Source organism: Microbacterium sp. PAMC21962, assembly GCF_019443465.1.
GTDB lineage: Bacteria > Actinomycetota > Actinomycetes > Actinomycetales > Microbacteriaceae > Microbacterium > Microbacterium hominis.
Genome location: NZ_CP080381.1, coordinates 12049 through 28622 on the forward strand (window position 1 = coordinate 12049; position 16574 = coordinate 28622).

The following is a 16574-nucleotide window of genomic DNA, read 5'->3' on the forward strand; positions in this document are numbered from 1 at the left end:
CATCCGGAGCAGGCCGGCAGGAAGCTGGTCCCCTGTGGTGGGTTCCCGTTCGACGCGATCCGATGCGAACGGTGGCTTTCTACTGGTGGCCAGCGCTGACCGTCCCGGCGGCGCCTCACGCGGTGTCGCCGCGCGTCTGGATCTGCCCGTTCCTGCTCCTTCGCACGATCTCGTGCGCGAAACGCGCGCGCGAGTCTAAACAAAGAAGGAGAGACCTCTTGGAAGGTCCAGAAATCACCGCCGCCGAAGCCGTTCTCGACAACGGCCGTTTCGGCACCCGCACGATCCGGTTCGAGACCGGACGACTCGCGCAGCAGGCACAGGGTGCCGTCGCCGCGTACCTCGACGAAGAGACCATGCTGCTGTCGGCCACGAGCGCGGGCAAGCACCCGCGTGAGGGCTTCGACTTCTTCCCGCTGACCGTCGACGTCGAGGAGCGCTCCTACGCCGCCGGCAAGATCCCCGGCTCGTTCTTCCGTCGCGAGGGCCGCCCCTCCACCGAGGCGATCCTCGTCTGCCGCCTCATCGACCGTCCGCTGCGCCCGTCGTTCGTCGACGGCCTGCGCAACGAGGTCCAGATCGTCGTGACCGTGCTGAGCATCGCTCCGGGCGAGTACTACGACGCGCTCGCGATCAACGCGGCATCCCTGTCGACGCAGATCTCCGGTCTGCCGTTCTCGGGCCCCATCGCCGGTGTGCGCCTCGCGCTCATCCCGGGTCACGGCGAGCACGCCGACCAGTGGGTCGCGTTCCCGACGGCCGCCCAGGTCGAGGAGGCCGTGTTCGACCTCATCGTCGCCGGTCGCGTCCTGGAGGACGGCGACGTCGCGATCATGATGGTCGAGGCCGAGGCCACCGAGAACAGCTGGAACCTCATCAAGGCCGGCGCCACCAAGCCCAGCGAGGAGATCGTCGCGCAGGGTCTGGAGGCCGCCAAGCCCTTCATCACCGCGCTCGTCGCCGCGCAGAACGTCGTCGCGAACACCGCGGCCAAGGAGATCCAGCCGTACCCGGTCTTCCCGCCGTACGCGACGGAGACCTACGACTTCGTCGCCGGTCGCGCCTACGACCGTCTGGTGCCGGTGTACCAGATCGCCGACAAGATCGAGCGCCAGAACGCCGACGACGCCGTCAAGGACGACGTCAAGGCTCAGCTGGTCGCCGCCGTCGAGGCGGGCGAGCTGCCCGACAGCGCGCTGGCCGAGTTCGGTGCCGCCTACAAGTCGGTCACCAAGCTGATCGTCCGCGGCCGCATCCTCACCGAGGGCGTCCGCATCGACGGCCGCGGCCTGGCGGACATCCGTCCGCTGGATGCCGAGGTCCAGGTCATCCCGCGCGTGCACGGCTCCGCGATCTTCCAGCGCGGTGAGACCCAGATCCTGGGCGTCACGACGCTGAACATGCTCAAGATGGAGCAGCAGATCGACTCGCTGTCGCCGACCACGAGCAAGCGCTACATGCACCACTACAACTTCCCGCCCTACTCGACCGGTGAGACCGGCCGCGTCGGGTCGCCGAAGCGTCGCGAGATCGGGCACGGCTTCCTGGCCGAGCGCGCGCTCGTTCCGGTGCTGCCCAGCCGCGAGGAGTTCCCCTACGCGATCCGTCAGGTGTCCGAGGCCCTCGGCTCCAACGGCTCGACGTCGATGGGCTCCGTCTGCGCCTCGACCCTGTCGCTGCTGAACGCGGGTGTGCCGCTGCGCGCCCCCGTCGCCGGCATCGCGATGGGTCTGGTCTCCGACCAGGTCGACGGCCAGACGCGCTACGCCGCGCTGACCGACATCCTGGGCGCGGAGGACGCGCTCGGCGACATGGACTTCAAGGTCGCCGGTACCAGCGAGTTCGTCACGGCGATCCAGCTCGACACGAAGCTCGACGGCATCCCGTCGTCGGTGCTGACCGCCGCGCTGACGCAGGCGAAGGACGCGCGCATGACGATCCTGAACGTCCTGAACGCCGCGATCGACGGCCCGGACGAGATGGCTCCGACGGCGCCGCGCGTCATCAGCGTGCAGATCCCGGTCGACAAGATCGGCGAGCTGATCGGCCCGAAGGGCAAGACGATCAACGCGATCCAGGACGAGACGGGGGCGCAGATCTCCATCGAGGAGGACGGCACCGTCTACATCGGCGCGACCGACGGCCCCTCGGCCGAGGCCGCCCGCGCCCAGGTGAACGCGATCGCGAACCCGACCAACCCCGAGGTCGGCGAGCAGTTCCTCGGAACGGTCGTCAAGCTGGCGGCGTTCGGCGCCTTCATCTCGCTGCTTCCCGGCAAGGACGGCCTGCTGCACATCAGCGAGGTGCGCAAGCTCGCCGGTGGCAAGCGTGTCGAGAACGTCGAGGACGTGCTCGGCGTCGGCCAGAAGCTGCTCGTCAAGATCACGAAGATCGACGACCGTGGCAAGCTGTCGCTCGAGCCCGTGCTCGAAGAGGCCGCCGACCAGGAAGGCCGCGCGGCCGCCAGCGAGGGCCCGGAGGCTCCCGCCGAAGGCTGAGCGCACGCGGCGCGGCACCCCGTAGGGTCGCCGCGCCGCCCAAGGACACGGATGCCCGCTTCCTCCCGTCTCGGAGGGGCGGGCATCCGTTCGTTCACCGGATGTCCACCGAATGGCGGACATCCGGTGCCCCGCGACGGCGTCGTGACGGAAGCGTTATGGAATGTTTACCGTTCGTTCGGCGCGATGCGCGGCGCGGGTGCGGGGCTGGCCTACCCTCGGAACTACACATCGGGGGGTGGGTATCGAGACACACGGGGCCGCAGCGGCGGCAGCGTGAGGGGGTGAACGGATGGGTTACTTCGGCATCGGCGCCACGGCGGCCGGGTCGCGCGTCGTCGCGGCGCCGCACCCCTCCGCGCCCATTCCCGTCCAGGGGGCTCCCGTGGGATCCGTCATCCGCACCGGGCTCGGCGAGTCCGGGCTCGACGTCTTCCCCATCATGCTCGGCGCGGCCGAGTTCGGCTGGCACGTCGACCTCTCCGCCGCCCACGGCATCCTCGACGCGTACCGCGAGTGGGGCGGCAACGCCGTGCACACCTCCGACGGGTACGCCGCCGGGCGCAGCGAGCACATCGTCGGCCAGTGGCTGGGTCGCCGCGGCATCCGTGACGACATGGTGCTGGCCGTGCGGATCGGATCCAACCCCGACAACCCCGGCCTCGGACCGGTCAACCTGATCCGCGCCGTGGAGGCCTCCCTCACGCGGCTGCAGACGGACCGGATCGACCTGCTGTACCTCGACGCGACCTCCGACGACGCGACGACGCTCGAGGACACCCTGGCGACCGTCGAGTGGCTCATCGAGTCGGGGAAGGTGCGCGCCGTCGGCGCGTTCGGTCACTCGGCGGCGCAGCTCGTCGAGGCCCGCATCCTCGCCTCGGCGGGATACCCGCGGTTCACGGTGCTCGACGTGCCCTACAACATCCTCCGCCAGAGCGAGTTCGACGGCGATCTGCGCCTGGTCGCGGGGGCGCAGGGCATCGCGGTCACGCCGTCGCAGGCGCTCGAGCACGGCTACCTCGCCGGCGTGCACCGCGACCGCGCCAACGTCGCGTACTCCGTGCGCGGCATCCAGCTGGCGGCGTCGATGAACAGGCGGGGGTCCCGCACCCTCCGCGCGCTGGACCGGATCGGCGCCGAGCTGGCGATCCCGCCCTCCGCGGTCGCGATCGCGTGGCTGCTCGCGCAGCGCGCCGTCGTCGCACCCATCGTCAACGTCTTCGCCGTCGGTCATGTGGAAGAGCTCGTGCAGGGCGTGGGAGCGCGTCTGAGCCGGGCGCATCTGGCGGAGATCGCCCGCGCGATCCAGTAGTCGTGGCGGCGGCGCGCGGCGCTGTCAAGACCCGGTCGGGCCGCGTCGGCCTGACGTAGGGTGGAAGAGCCCCACCCCCAGGCGAGACGAGTATTGACGTGACGCATTACCTGTACCTCGTGCGACACGGAGAGCATCTCGACGCGGAGCACGGGCTCGAAGACGGTCCGCTGTCGCCGCGCGGTCGTCGCCAGGCGGAGCTGCTGGCCGACCGGCTGTCCGGCGTTCCGCTGGATGCCGTGTGGCACTCTCCCCTCGAACGCGCCGCCGAGACCGCCCGCGCGGTCGCGGGCCGCCTGCCGTCGGTGACGCCCGAGCCGTCGGCGCTGCTGTTCGACTGCATCCCGACCGGCATGCTCCCCGAGACGCCGTCGATCTACGAGCCGTTCTTCGGGTCGTACACCGAGGCGGAGATCGACGCGGGGCGCGCGCAGATGGGCGACGCGGTCGCGGAGTTCCTCGTGCGCAAGCCCGCCGCGCACGAGCTGCTCATCACCCACAACTCCGTGATCGCCTGGTTCGTCCGGGAGGTGCTCGACGCGCCGGACTGGCGCTGGATGACGATCAACCAGGCCCACTGCGGCCTCACGGTGCTCGCCCAGCGCAAGGGGCGGCCGTGGGCGCTCGTGACGCACAACGATCTGGCGCACCTGCCGATGGAGCTGCGCACGGGCCTGCCCGAGGTGCCGCCCGTCTGAGCTCCGGCGTGCGGGAGTGTCGGCGTGCGCAACGTCGGATTCGCTGTCGCCGAGACCCTCCACGTGCCGTCATTGCGGGGGCTGTGCGGCCCCGACCGTGAGGATCTCCGACGGTCGTCACCCGACGGCGCCGCCGTGATTCACAGCGCCTTGCGCAACCACACCGTCGCGTTGGGGTTGTCGTTGTAGGGCTCGACGGCGGTGAAACCGGAGCGGGCGTAGAGCGCACCGGCCGCGTCGAGGGTGTGGTGCGTGTCGAGCACCAGCTCCGCGGCGCCGAACCCGCGGGCCCGCTCCTCGAGCGCCTCCAGCAGCAGCCGTCCCCATCCCCGTCCGCGCGTGCGCGGCTGGAGGTAGAGGTGCTTCACCTCGTGGCGCGGTCCCGCCGGTCCGTCCTCGATCCGACGGATGCCGCCGCAGCCCGCGTCCGTCGCGTCCGCGCCGTCGTCGTCCACGACGACCAGGAACACGCCGGCCGGGGGAGTGAACACGGATGCCGCGGGGAACACCGGCTGGTAGGCCTGTCCCTGCGGGAAGGCCGCGGCACGCATCCGGAAGTACTCCTCCAGGAGGGCACGCGAACGGGGATCGTCGGCGGTGAGCGGCTCGAGACGGACCATCCCTCGAGCGTAACCGTGTCGGGTCCACGCCCTAGGCTGGAGCCATGACGACGAGAGTGGCCCTCGTGGGCGGCACCGGCAAGCTCGGTGCGATCATCGCCGGCGTGATCGACGACATGGACGACTTCGAGACGGTCGCCGTGCTCGGCTCGTCGAGCGACCTCGCCGAGATCGACGGCGCCGACCTCGTCGTCGACGCCTCCACGCCCGGCGTCTCGATCGACGTCGTGCGCGCCGCGATCGAGCGGGGCCGGAACGTGCTCGTCGGAACCTCCGGGTGGTCGACCGAGCGGATCGCGCTCGTGCGCCCGCTCGTCGAGGCGGCCGGCACCGGCGCCGTCTTCATCCCGAACTTCTCGCTCGGCTCCGTCGTCGCGACGGCCATCGCCGCGGCCGCCGCCCCGCTGTTCCCCTCGATCGAGATCGTCGAGACCCACCGCGAGACCAAGGTGGACTCGCCGAGCGGCACCGCCGTGCGCACGGCCGAGCTCATCGCCGATGCGCGCTCGGCGGTCGGTCCCGTCGCCTCGCCGCACGTCGATCAGCGCGCCCGCGGCCAGCAGGTGGCGAGCGTGCCGATCCACTCACTGCGACGGCCCGGCGTCATCGCGAAGCAGGAGACGATCCTGTCGGGTCCGGGCGAGTCCCTGTCGATCGTGCACGACACGGTCGACCCGGCCCAGGCGTATGCCCCCGGCATCCGCGTCGCCCTCGTCGCCGCCCGCGATGCGCGGGGGGTGACCATCGGCCTCGACGCGCTCATCGACCTCGGGCTCGGTTCCCGCCGCGACGCGGAGACGGCGGAGGCTCGCGTCGACGAGGGCGCGGTCCCCGGCCAGGTCGCCCGCGTCACCGGAGCATGAACGCCCGCATCGGCGTCGCCGTGATGGCGGTGCTGCTGGCGCTCTACATCGTGCTCGTCGCACAGCGCGCGTGGCTGCTGCTGGTCTCGGGCGAGCCGATCGGCATCGCGATGGGGATCGCCCTGGTGGTGCTGCCGGTCATCGCGGCGTGGGCCCTGTGGCGCGAGCTGGCCTTCGGCCGTGCGGCCGAGCGGCTCGCGAAGCGCCTCGAGGCCGAGCAGGCGCTGCCGGCGGAGGAGCTCGACGTCCGCGTGAGCGGCCGTCCCGACCGGGAACAGGCCGACGCGGTCTTCCCCCTCTACCGCGCGGATGTCGAGCGCCACCCCGACGACTGGCGCGCGTGGTTCCGCCTCGGCCTGGCCTATGACGGCGCCGGCGACCGCCGGCGCGCCCGCGAGGCGATCCGCCGGGCGATCACGATCGAGAAGAACCCGCCGACGGGCTGATCACGCGGGGACGGCGGCGGCCACGGCATCCTCCACCGTCGGGTGGGAGAACGTGAATCCGGATGCCGTGAGCACCTCCGGCACGACGTGCATGTCGCACGTCAGCAAGCCCTCCGCGGCGTCGCGCCCGAGCACGAGCGTGAGCGCCCATTCGGGCACCCGCAGGAGGTAGGGCCGGTTCATCCGGCGTGCGAGGGCGAAGCCGAGATCGTTCGCCGTCGCGCGCTGGGGCCCCGTGAGGTTGACCGGTCCGGTCGTGCCGGTGTCGATGATGTGGCGGATGGCCCGCACCTCGTCGTCCAGCGAGATCCACGGCCACACCTGGGTGCCGCGTCCGAGGGGGCCGGAGAGTCCGAGTCTCGTGAGCAGCAGCAGCGGCTTGAGCACGCCGTCGGCGTGCACGACGGGGGCCGTGCGCAGGGTCGCGACGCGAGCCCGGTCGCCCGCCCCGCGCAGCGCCGCCGTCTCCCATTCGCCGCAGAGGTCGGCGAGGAAGGACTCGCCGCGCGGCGAGGACTCGGTGAGGGTCGCGCCGGGGACGGAGGGGTAATAGCCCACCGCGGACGACGAGACGAAGGCCGGTGCGTCGTCGCCGAGGCTGCGCACGGCCGCGGCGAGCGCCTGGGTCGGCGCGATCCGCGACCACACCAGGTCGTGCTTGTAGCGGCGCGTCCACGGGAAGCGTCCCAGGGTGGCGCCGTTGAGGCCGACGACCGCCCGCGCGCCGGCGAGCACCGCCGGGGGCAGGGGCGTGCGGCCGGGGTCCCAGGTGACCTCGTCGCCGGCCGCGCTCTCGCGACGGACGAGGCGGGTCACCGGGATGCCGTCGGCGCGCAGCGAGTCCGACAGCGCTCGTCCGATGAGGCCGGAGGCGCCGGCGATGACGACGCGGCCCTCGGCGGCGGTGTCAGGCAAGCGTGGCCTCGAGCGTGATCTCGATGCCGGTCAGCGCCGCCGACACGGGGCAGCCCGACTTCGCCTCGCCGGCGATGCGCGCGAACTCCTCGGCCGACAGCCCGGGCACGACCGCATTGACGTTGAGGTGCGATCCCGTGATGCCGGTGCCGGGGATGAACGTGACGGATGCCGTCGTCTCGATGCTCTCGGGCGGGGTGCCGTTGCCGGTCAAGGCGTGGGAGAGGGCCATGCTGAAGCAGGAGGAATGGGCGGCGGCCAGCAGCTCCTCGGGCGTCGTGACCGACGAGGAGCCCTCGCTGCGGGCCTTCCAGTCGACCGCGAACGGCCCCTGATTGGAGCTCTCGAAGGCGATCTCGCCGGATCCGTCGGTGAGGGATCCCTTCCAGCTCGTGGACGCTTCGCTCGTGACGCTCATGACTGCTCCTCGATGTCGTGGGGATTCGTTCCCGAGCCTAGACGCGCCCGCCCCGCGACGGAACGGGGGGACGCGTGGAGCGCCCGGTCAGACGGCGGCGGCCGCGGTGACGCGATCGAGCTCGAGCTCGATCGCATTGCGGTTCGGCGTGCCGCCGAAGCGCGTCTGGACGACGCCGTGCCGATCCAGGATGAGCGTCGTCGGCGTCTGCAGCACGTGGAAGTGCTTCGCGATGTCGGGGCGGTGCGTGAGGTCGACGTCGAGGTGGAGGACGCCGTCGTGCGCGTCGGCGATCGATCCCAGCACGCGGTGCACGCCCGGGCAGCGGGAGCACATCTCGGTGCTGAACTGCAGGAGCGTCGCCCGCTCGCCGAGCGCCGGGGCCCCGAGCCGCTGCGGCTCAACGACCTCGTCGGGGTTCTGCCGGCGAGGACGGCTCTGCTTCCAGCGGAGGAAGAGGCCGACGCCGACGGTGACGGCGAGAAGCGCCGTGAGCAGGAGCACGGCATCGACGATGGTCACAATCTGCCACGATACCGCCGCTTCGGGCTTCGAGGCGCGGTGCGCGGGCAGATGACGGGCCGTGCGTAACAGAGCCGATGTCCGCGCGCGCCGGTAGTCTGACTGGCGTGACCGCGGCATCCATCCCCACCCCCTACGAGGATCTCCTGCGCGACGTGCTCGCCCACGGCGTGCACAAGGACGACCGCACCGGAACGGGGACCACGAGCGTCTTCGGTCGGCAGATCCGGTTCGACCTCGCGCAGGGCTTCCCGCTCATCACGACCAAGCGCGTGCACCTGAAGTCGATCGTCTACGAGCTGCTGTGGTTCCTGCGCGGCGAGTCGAACGTCGCATGGCTCCAGGAGCACGGCGTGAGCATCTGGGACGAGTGGGCGGATGCCGACGGCGAGCTCGGTCCGGTCTACGGCGTCCAGTGGCGCTCCTGGCCCACGCCGTCGGGTGGTCAGATCGATCAGATCTCGCAGGTCATCGAGCAGATCCGCAGCAACCCCGACTCGCGGCGGCTCATCGTGTCGGCGTGGAACCCGGCGGACATCCCGCAGATGGCGCTGGCTCCCTGCCATGCGCTCTTCCAGTTCTACGTGGCGGACGGCAAGCTGTCGTGCCAGCTGTACCAGCGCAGCGCCGACATGTTCCTCGGGGTGCCGTTCAACATCGCGTCCTACGCGCTGCTGACGCTGATGATCGCGCAGCAGACGGGGCTCGAGCCGGGTGATTTCGTCTGGACCGGGGGCGACTGCCACATCTACGACAACCATGTCGAGCAGGTGCGCGAGCAGCTCTCCCGCGATCCGTATCCGTACCCGCGGCTGTCGTTCGCCCGCACCCCGGCGTCGATCTTCGACTACACGTACGAGGACGTCGTCGTCGAGGACTACCGGCACCACCCCGCGATCCGCGCGGCCGTGGCCGTATGACGCGACTGGGGCTGATCTGGGCCGAGGCGCGCGGCGGCGTGATCGGCAAGGACGGCGGGATGCCGTGGCACGTGCCCGAGGATCTCGCGCACTTCCGCGCCGTGACGACGGGCGCTCCCGTGATCATGGGCCGGCGCACCTGGGAGTCGTTCCCGCCGCGTTTCCGGCCGCTCCCGGGGCGGCGCAACATCGTGGTCAGCCGCGATCCCGGCTGGGCCGACGACGGCGCCGAGCGGGCCTCCTCGCTGGACGACGCCCTGGCGCTGGCGGCGCCGGAGCCCGAGGCGTGGGTCATCGGCGGCGCGGGACTGTTCGCGGAGGCGATCGCGCGCGCGGACGTGCTCGAGGTGACCGAGCTCGACCTCGAGGTGGACGGCGACACCTTCGCTCCGGTCCGCGCGGGCTGGAGCGTCGCGCGCATCGACCCCGCCGAGGGCTGGACGGTGTCGCGGACCGGCGTCCCCTACCGCTTCATGACGCTGATCCGTCCCTGATCCTCCCGATCGGCACTAGCGTGGCCCCATGCCCAGGACAGCACTGATCACGGGGGCGAGCTCGGGTCTCGGCGCCGAGTTCGCGCGTCAGCTCGCCGCCCGCGGAGCCGATCTGGTGCTCGTCGCGCGCGATCGCGCCGCACTGGAGGCCCTGGCCGCGCGATTGCGCGCGGACACGGGCGGCGGCGTCGAGGTGCTCGCCGCCGACCTCGTCGCCGACGAGGGACTGGCCGCGGTGGCGGAGCGCGTCGCCGACCGCCGGCATCCGATCGAGATCCTCGTCAACAACGCGGGCTTCGGTCTCGACCTCGACTTCACCGCGAACGACATCGCCGACGAGCAGCGCCACCTCGACCTGCACGTGCGGGCGACGATGCGCCTGAGCCACGCGGCACTCGGCGGGATGCTCGAACGGGGGAGCGGTCGCGTCATCAACGTCGCCTCCGTCGCGGGCTTCCTGCCGCGCGGAACCTACGGCGCCGTCAAGGCGTGGGTGATCTCGTTCAGCCGCTGGGCGAACGCGGTCTACCGGCCGCGCGGCGTGACGGTCACGGCCGTCTGCCCGGGCTTCACCCACACCGACTTCCACGCGCGTCTGGGACTGCCCCCGGGGGAGGAGGGCATCCCCGCCGCGATGTGGCTGGAGGCCGCCGACGTCGTCCGTGAGGGGCTGCGCGACGCGGCACGCGGCACGGCGGTGTCGATCCCGTCGCTGCGCTACAAGGTGCTCGTCGGCCTCGCACGCGCGCTGCCCGCGGCCTGGGCGGCGCGACTCGCCGCGACCGGGCGGTGACGGCCCGCTCCGACCTCCGCCCCGCGAGCCGCTAGCCTGGAGGCATGACGCACTCGGGCAATCCCTTCGGACAGGTCCTCGTCGCGCTCGTCACCCCGATGACGGCCGACGGTGAAGTCGACTGGCCCGCCGTCGAGAAGCACATCGACGACGTCATCACCGCCGGCGCCGACGGCATCGTCGTCACCGGCACGACGGGGGAGACGAGCACGCTCACCGACCCCGAGAAGCTCACGCTCGTCGAGGTCGGCAAGTCGGTCTCCGCCGGCCGCGCCAAGATCATCACCGGCGGCGGCTCGAACGAGACGGCGCACGCCATCGAGCTCTACAAGGCGAGCGAGAAGGCCGGCGCCGACGGCATCATGATCGTCACGCCGTACTACAACAAGCCGACGCAGGCCGGCATCCTGACGCACTTCCGCCTCGTCGCCGATGCGACCGACCTCCCGGTCATCCTCTACGACATCCCCGGCCGCACCGGGGTGCCGATCAAGTACGAGACCATCCTGCGGCTGGCCAACCACCCGAACATCCTCGCCGTGAAGGACGCCAAGGGCGACTTCAGCGAGGTGAGCCGGGTGCTCAACCAGACCGATCTCATGTACTTCTCCGGCGACGACGCCAATGTGCTCCCGCACCTGTCGATCGGCGCCGCGGGTCTGATCGGCGTGACGGCGAACATCACCGCGACGCCCTACCGCGTCATCGTGGATGCCGTGAACCGCGGCGACCTGGCCACCGCCACGGCCGCCCACCAGCAGCTCGAACCGCTCGTCCGCGCCGTCATGACCCACGTCCCCGGCACGGTGAGCGCGAAGTACATCCTGCACGGCCTGGGCCGCATCTCCAGCCCGCGCGTGCGTCTGCCGCTCGTCGGCCCCGAAGAGTGGGAGGCCGCCCTCATCGAGGACGAGCTCGCGCTCGTCACGGGCGTCGACGGTGCAGACTTCTCCAACTTCCGACCCGACCGCAACGCCGCCGCCGGCGGCGCGCTCCCCAAGGTCCACGGCACCACCCGCTGAGCGACCGCGATACCGGTGGATGCCGCGGCATCCACGAAAGGCAGACGATGCCCACGACGTTCTCCGAGCCCCCCGCGCTCGCCCCTCAGACCCTCCGCGTGATCCCGCTCGGCGGGCTCGGCGAGATCGGTCGCAATATGACGGTCTTCGAGTACGAGGGCAAGCTCCTCGTGGTCGACTGCGGGGTGCTCTTCCCCGAGGAGCACCAGCCCGGGGTCGACCTCATCCTCCCCGACTTCGAGCCCATCAAGGACCGGCTCGACGACGTCGTGGGCGTCGTGCTCACGCACGGCCACGAGGACCACATCGGCGCGGTGCCCTACCTGCTGCGCCTGAAGAGCGACATCCCCCTCATCGGCTCGAAGCTGACCCTCGCGCTCGTGGAGGCGAAGCTCAAGGAGCATCGCATCAAGGCGTACACCCTCACGGTCGAGGAGGGGCAGGAGGAGCAGGTCGGCCCGTTCGATCTCGAGTTCGTCGCGGTCAACCACTCGATCCCCGACGCGCTCGCCGTCGCGATCCACACGGATGCCGGCACGGTGCTCGCCACGGGCGACTTCAAGATGGACCAGCTGCCGCTGGACGGCCGCCTCACCGACCTCCGCGCCTTCGCCAGCCTCGGCGAGGACGGCGTGGACCTGTTCCTCGTCGACTCGACCAACGCCGACGTCCCCGGCTTCACGCCGCTCGAGCGCGACATCGGCCCGGTGCTCGACCAGGTCATCGCCAAGGCTCCCCGTCGCGTCATCGTCGCGAGCTTCTCCAGTCACGTCCACCGTGTGCAGCAGGTCATCGACGCGGCCGCCGCCAACGGGCGCCGGCTCGCGTTCCTCGGCCGCTCGATGGTGCGCAACATGACCATCGCCGAGGACCTCGGCTATCTGCACGTGCCCGACGGCGTGCTCATCGACTACAAGAAGGCGCAGGACCTGCCGGACGACAAGATCGTCTACATGTCGACGGGGTCGCAGGGCGAGCCGATGGCCGTGCTCAGCCGCATGGCCAACCTCGACCACGCGATCGAGCCCGGTCCGGGCGACACCGTGATCCTCGCCTCGAGCCTCATCCCGGGCAATGAGAACGCGGTGTACCGCGTGATCGACGGCCTCACCAAGCTCGGCGCGAACGTCGTGCACAAGGGCAACGCCAAGGTGCACGTGTCGGGCCACGCCGCCGCCGGCGAGCTGCTCTACTGCTACAACATCCTGCAGCCGCGCAACGTCATGCCGGTGCACGGCGAGTACCGGCACCTCATCGCGAACGCGAAGCTCGCGCAGGACACCGGCATCCCCGCGGAGAACACGATCATCGCGGAGAACGGCACGGTGGTCGACCTCAAGGGCGGCGTCGCCCGCGTCGTCGGCCAGCTCGACCTCGGCTTCGTCTACGTCGACGGCTCGACCGTCGGCGAGATCACGGATGCGGACCTGAAGGACCGCCGCATCCTCGGCGAGGAGGGCTTCATCTCGGTCATCGTCGTCGTGGACGCCGCGACCGGACGGATCATCACGGGCCCCGAGATCCACGCCCGCGGCTTCGCCGAGGACGACAGCGTCTTCGACGACGTCAAGCCGAAGATCGCTGCCGCGCTCACGGAGGCGGCGCAGTCGGGCGTGCGGGACGCCCACGCGCTGTCGCAGGTCGTGCGCCGCACGATCGGCCGCTGGGTCAACCAGCGTCTGCGCCGGCGGCCGATGATCGTGCCGCTCGTCATCGAGGCCTGAGCGGTCGCGGCGGGGCGCTAGCATCGGCTCCATGCCCGTCAGCTTCCGTGTGCGCCCTGCGACGCAGGCCGATGGCGCGTTCCTCGGCGACATGGTCGTCGAGGCGGCGAACTGGCGGCAGGGCGGAGCGCGTCCGCGGCACGAGGTGCTGACGCATCCGGACCACACCCGCTACATCTCGGGCTGGATGCGGCCCGGCGATGCCGGCTTCATCGCCGTCGACGCGCAGGACGATCCGCTCGGAGCGGCCTGGTACCGGATGCTGCCGCGCACCGACCCCGGCTTCGGCTACATCGGCACGGGCGTGCCCGAGCTCATCATCGGCGTGCGTCCGATCTGGCGAGCCCACGGCGTCGGCCGGGCCCTGCTCCAGCGGCTCTGCGAGCACGCCCGGGCGCAGGGCTACGGCCGGATCAGCCTGTCGGTCGAGCGGGGCAACTACGCCCAGTCGCTCTACCGCAGCGAGGGCTTCGCCGTCACGCAGGCCGGCCACGGTCGCGACACGATGGTCAAGCGCCTGCGCTGATCCCCGGCGAGGCCGGCGCGAGCCGGCGCGATCCGGAAGGCGGCGCCGGATGCGGGCTCGGGCCGCGTCAATCCGGGGATCCGGGGTCCCCGCGGCCTACCGTGGAGTAATGGCACGATCCACGAGCACGCCCACGAACGCCCGCGCGTCCGCGAAGGGCTCCTCGTCGCGTGCCCGCAAGCCCGCGCCGGCACCCAAGAAGTACGTCGACGAGGAGGAGCACCCGCCCGTCGCCGTGCGCGCGTGGCTCGGCGTCGCCCATGCCGTCGGCGGAATGTTCCGGGCGTTCGGCCAGGAGACGCTCGAGAAGGACCAGCGTCGCGACGGCTTCCCGTTCCTGCTCGTGCTGCTGGCGACGGCCGGTGCCGTGGTCGAGTGGTTCCTCATCGGGACCGACGTCGGCACGACCATCAGCGCGTTCACCGTCGGCGCCCTCATCGGGCGCGTCGCGTTCATCATGCCCGTGCTGCTGATGCTGCTGGCCGGGTGGCTCTTCCGTCATCCGCCGTCGGTGCACGACAACGGCCGCATCGGCATCGGGTTCGGCCTGTTCGTCCTGGCGATCGCGGGTTTCTGCCACGTCGCCGGGGGACGTCCGCAGCCGCGCGAGGGACTTCCCGCGCTCAGCACCGCGGGCGGCCTGTTCGGGTGGACCGTGGGCGAGCCGCTCACGCTGCTGACGGAGATCGGCGCCTATCTGGTGCTCGCCGTCGTCACCTTCTTCAGCGTGCTCATCATCACCAAGACCCCGCCGAACCGGATCGGGCGGCGTCTCGGTGACCTGTATGCGTGGATGTTCGGCGCGGAACGGCCGGAGCCGGCACCCGCGGGCGAGACCGCGCCGACCGTCGCCTTCGCCGAGGGCGAGGACGCCGCGCAGAAGGAGCTGCCCTGGTGGCGCCGCAACAAGTCGGGACGCGAGGAGGACGTCGACGGTCATCTGGGCTCCGACGACCTGACGGCCCTTCTGGACACCACCGGCGACGGCGGCTTCGAGCAGGCGGTCGCGGTGCCGCCCGTCCCGCCGCTGCCCCTTGCCGACGCGCCCACCGAGATCATCGACCCCTCGGTGATCGCGAACGCCAAGAAGGCCGCCCGCCGTGCCGACACCGGCATTCGGGAGGACAGCGGCGAGATCATCCTCGACGACGGCACGCTTCCCGGCATCTCCGCCCTCGGCGACGACCACGACGGTCGCCCGCCGCAGGCGCCCTACGTGCTGCCCTCGGTGGCGGCGCTGGCGCAGGGAACGCCGCCGAAGGCGCGTTCCGAGGCGAACGACCGCGTCGTCGCGGCGATCATGGGCGTGTTCGAGCAGTTCGGCGTGGACGCCCGCGTCACGGGCTTCTCGCGCGGACCGACGGTCACCCAGTACGAGATCTCCCTCGGCCCGGGCGTCAAGGTCGAGCGCATCACGGCGCTGACCAACAACATCGCCTACGCCGTCGCCTCCAACGAGGTCCGCATCCTCGCGCCCATCCCGGGCAAGAGCGCGATCGGCGTGGAGATCCCCAACACCGACCGTGAGATCGTCACCCTCGGCGACGTGCTGCGCTCCCCGGCCTCCACGGGCCAGACCCATCCGATGACGATCGGCGTCGGCAAGGACGTCGGCGGCGGGTACGTCGTCGCGAACCTCGCGAAGATGCCCCACCTGCTCGTGGCCGGCTCCACCGGCTCGGGCAAGTCGAGCTTCGTGAACTCGATGATCACGAGCCTCCTCATGCGCGCCAAGCCCTCCGAGGTGCGGATGGTGCTGATCGACCCCAAGCGCGTCGAGCTCACGAGCTACGCCGGGGTGCCGCACCTCATCACGCCCATCATCACGAACCCGAAGAAGGCCGCCGAGGCGCTCCAGTGGGTCGTGAAGGAGATGGACATGCGCTACGACGACCTCGCGTCGTTCGGCTTCCGTCACATCGACGACTTCAACCGGGCCGTGGTCGCCGGCGAGATCAACCTCCCCGTCGGCAGCGAGCGCGTGCTCAAGCCCTACCCCTACCTGCTGGTCGTCGTCGACGAGCTCGCCGACCTCATGATGGTGGCCCCTCGCGACGTCGAGGACTCGATCGTGCGCATCACCCAGCTCGCTCGCGCGAGCGGCATCCACCTCGTGCTCGCCACGCAGCGCCCCTCCGTGGACGTCGTGACCGGTCTCATCAAGGCGAACGTCCCGTCCCGGCTCGCGTTCGCCGTCACGAGCGTCACGGACTCCCGCGTCATCCTCGACCAGCCCGGCGCCGACCGCCTGATCGGCCAGGGCGACGGACTGTTCCTCCCGATGGGCGCCTCGAAGGCCATCCGCGTGCAGGGGGCGTGGGTCGCCGAGAGCGAGATCGAGAAGGTCGTCACCCACGTCAAGAACCAGGCGCGACCCGACTATCGCGCCGACGTGCAGGCGGTCGCCGAGAAGAAGGAGATCGACGCCGACATCGGGGACGACCTCGACCTGCTGCTGGCGGCCGCCGAGCAGATCATCTCGACGCAGTTCGGGTCGACGTCGATGCTGCAGCGCAAGCTCCGCGTCGGCTTCGCCAAGGCCGGACGACTGATGGACCTCCTGGAGTCCCGCGAGATCGTCGGCCCCTCGGAGGGTTCGAAGGCCCGCGACGTCCTCGTCACGCCGGACCAGCTCCCCGAGGTGCTCGCGCGCCTCCGCGGCGACGATCCGCCGCCGGCGGCGGCGGCGGCCGACCCGTACGGTCCGGATGCCGTGACCTCGCAGTTCGAGGGCCTCGAGGTCGTGGACGGCGACGAGGGCTCCGAGGATGCTTGGGGTCTGACCGGCCGCGACTGAGCG

Annotated in this window: 16 protein-coding genes; 12 read left to right on the plus strand and 4 right to left on the minus strand. The window is 71.2% G+C overall.

All coding sequences use genetic code 11. From position 1 onward, the window contains the following. Positions 1-218 precede the first annotated feature (218 nt). The 3 genes from KY498_RS00060 (at position 219) to KY498_RS00070 (ending at position 4511) form a co-directional block, all read left to right on the plus strand. Positions 219-2498, plus strand: a complete 2280-nt coding sequence (locus tag KY498_RS00060; protein WP_060959464.1) for a polyribonucleotide nucleotidyltransferase — start codon at positions 219-221, stop codon at positions 2496-2498. A 292-nt stretch (positions 2499-2790) separates the two neighbouring features. Beyond that, a complete protein-coding gene (locus KY498_RS00065) occupies positions 2791-3813 on the plus strand; it encodes an aldo/keto reductase (protein WP_060959465.1) in 1023 nt (340 codons plus the stop codon). A 98-nt stretch (positions 3814-3911) separates the two neighbouring features. After that, positions 3912-4511: a histidine phosphatase family protein gene (locus KY498_RS00070; protein ID WP_060959466.1), complete on the plus strand. Its 600-nt coding sequence runs from the start codon at positions 3912-3914 to the stop codon at positions 4509-4511. Between the two features lie 140 nt (positions 4512-4651). Here the strand turns inward: KY498_RS00070 and KY498_RS00075 are convergent, their stop codons facing one another. Beyond that, positions 4652-5131, minus strand: a complete 480-nt coding sequence (locus KY498_RS00075) for a GNAT family N-acetyltransferase (protein ID WP_191008789.1) — start codon at positions 5129-5131, stop codon at positions 4652-4654. 44 nt (positions 5132-5175) lie between these two features. Here KY498_RS00075 and dapB point away from each other — a divergent pair, with 44 nt between their 5' ends. Both dapB and KY498_RS00085 read left to right on the plus strand, forming a co-directional pair. Next, a complete protein-coding gene (dapB, locus tag KY498_RS00080) occupies positions 5176-5994 on the plus strand; it encodes a 4-hydroxy-tetrahydrodipicolinate reductase (protein ID WP_191008788.1) in 819 nt (272 codons plus the stop codon). Next, on the plus strand, positions 5991-6440 hold the full coding sequence (locus tag KY498_RS00085) for a hypothetical protein (protein WP_191008787.1): 450 nt from the start codon (positions 5991-5993) through the stop codon (positions 6438-6440). The genes dapB and KY498_RS00085 overlap by 4 nt, the downstream gene beginning before the upstream one ends. On the opposite strand, the gene KY498_RS00090 is transcribed toward KY498_RS00085, so the two are convergent. From KY498_RS00090 to KY498_RS00100, 3 genes are all read right to left on the minus strand, one after another. Further along, positions 6441-7355 carry a TIGR01777 family oxidoreductase gene (locus KY498_RS00090; RefSeq protein WP_191008786.1) on the minus strand — a complete coding sequence of 305 codons (915 nt, stop codon included), beginning with the start codon at positions 7353-7355 and terminating at the stop codon, positions 6441-6443. Further along, positions 7348-7773, minus strand: coding sequence for an OsmC family peroxiredoxin (locus KY498_RS00095; RefSeq protein WP_060959471.1), 426 nt, complete (start codon positions 7771-7773; stop codon positions 7348-7350). The genes KY498_RS00090 and KY498_RS00095 overlap by 8 nt, the downstream gene beginning before the upstream one ends. A gap of 87 nt (positions 7774-7860) precedes the next feature. Next, positions 7861-8295 carry a thioredoxin family protein gene (locus KY498_RS00100; protein WP_060959472.1) on the minus strand — a complete coding sequence of 145 codons (435 nt, stop codon included), beginning with the start codon at positions 8293-8295 and terminating at the stop codon, positions 7861-7863. Between the two features lie 77 nt (positions 8296-8372). Between KY498_RS00100 and KY498_RS00105 the strand changes: the two genes are divergently transcribed. From KY498_RS00105 to KY498_RS00135, 7 genes are all read left to right on the plus strand, one after another. Next, complete coding sequence (locus KY498_RS00105) at positions 8373-9215, plus strand: thymidylate synthase (RefSeq protein WP_191008785.1); 843 nt, start codon at positions 8373-8375, stop codon at positions 9213-9215. Beyond that, positions 9212-9709, plus strand: a complete 498-nt coding sequence (locus KY498_RS00110; RefSeq protein ID WP_191008784.1) for a dihydrofolate reductase — start codon at positions 9212-9214, stop codon at positions 9707-9709. Before KY498_RS00105 ends, KY498_RS00110 begins: the two co-directional genes overlap by 4 nt. A 28-nt stretch (positions 9710-9737) precedes the next feature. Further along, the gene (locus KY498_RS00115; RefSeq protein ID WP_219879426.1) at positions 9738-10502 is read left to right on the plus strand and encodes an SDR family oxidoreductase; all 765 of its coding nucleotides are present in this window, start codon (positions 9738-9740) and stop codon (positions 10500-10502) included. Positions 10503-10546: 44 nt separating this feature from the next. Beyond that, a complete protein-coding gene (dapA, locus tag KY498_RS00120) occupies positions 10547-11524 on the plus strand; it encodes a 4-hydroxy-tetrahydrodipicolinate synthase (RefSeq protein WP_060959476.1) in 978 nt (325 codons plus the stop codon). Between the two features lie 47 nt (positions 11525-11571). Continuing rightward, entirely contained in the window at positions 11572-13248 is a 1677-nt protein-coding gene (locus KY498_RS00125; RefSeq protein ID WP_060959477.1) for a ribonuclease J, read from the plus strand. 31 nt (positions 13249-13279) lie between these two features. Continuing rightward, positions 13280-13774 carry a GNAT family N-acetyltransferase gene (locus tag KY498_RS00130; RefSeq protein WP_060959478.1) on the plus strand — a complete coding sequence of 165 codons (495 nt, stop codon included), beginning with the start codon at positions 13280-13282 and terminating at the stop codon, positions 13772-13774. Between the two features lie 109 nt (positions 13775-13883). Continuing rightward, positions 13884-16571, plus strand: coding sequence for a DNA translocase FtsK (locus KY498_RS00135; RefSeq protein ID WP_191008782.1), 2688 nt, complete (start codon positions 13884-13886; stop codon positions 16569-16571). The last annotated feature ends 3 nt before the right edge of the window (positions 16572-16574 follow it).

What these genes read in the sequence shown, in the direction of transcription:
- KY498_RS00065 (WP_060959465.1), top strand. Translation starts at nt 2,791, where the DNA reads ATGGGTTACTTCGGCATCGGCGCCACGGCGGCCGGGTCGCGCGTCGTC.
- KY498_RS00075 (WP_191008789.1), bottom strand. Translation starts at nt 5,131, where the DNA reads ATGGTCCGTCTCGAGCCGCTCACCGCCGACGATCCCCGTTCGCGTGCC.
- dapB (WP_191008788.1), top strand. Translation starts at nt 5,176, where the DNA reads ATGACGACGAGAGTGGCCCTCGTGGGCGGCACCGGCAAGCTCGGTGCG.
- KY498_RS00085 (WP_191008787.1), top strand. Translation starts at nt 5,991, where the DNA reads ATGAACGCCCGCATCGGCGTCGCCGTGATGGCGGTGCTGCTGGCGCTC.
- KY498_RS00095 (WP_060959471.1), bottom strand. Translation starts at nt 7,773, where the DNA reads ATGAGCGTCACGAGCGAAGCGTCCACGAGCTGGAAGGGATCCCTCACC.
- KY498_RS00105 (WP_191008785.1), top strand. Translation starts at nt 8,373, where the DNA reads ATGTCCGCGCGCGCCGGTAGTCTGACTGGCGTGACCGCGGCATCCATC.
- KY498_RS00110 (WP_191008784.1), top strand. Translation starts at nt 9,212, where the DNA reads ATGACGCGACTGGGGCTGATCTGGGCCGAGGCGCGCGGCGGCGTGATC.
- KY498_RS00115 (WP_219879426.1), top strand. Translation starts at nt 9,738, where the DNA reads ATGCCCAGGACAGCACTGATCACGGGGGCGAGCTCGGGTCTCGGCGCC.
- dapA (WP_060959476.1), top strand. Translation starts at nt 10,547, where the DNA reads ATGACGCACTCGGGCAATCCCTTCGGACAGGTCCTCGTCGCGCTCGTC.
- KY498_RS00125 (WP_060959477.1), top strand. Translation starts at nt 11,572, where the DNA reads ATGCCCACGACGTTCTCCGAGCCCCCCGCGCTCGCCCCTCAGACCCTC.
- KY498_RS00130 (WP_060959478.1), top strand. Translation starts at nt 13,280, where the DNA reads ATGCCCGTCAGCTTCCGTGTGCGCCCTGCGACGCAGGCCGATGGCGCG.
- KY498_RS00135 (WP_191008782.1), top strand. Translation starts at nt 13,884, where the DNA reads ATGGCACGATCCACGAGCACGCCCACGAACGCCCGCGCGTCCGCGAAG.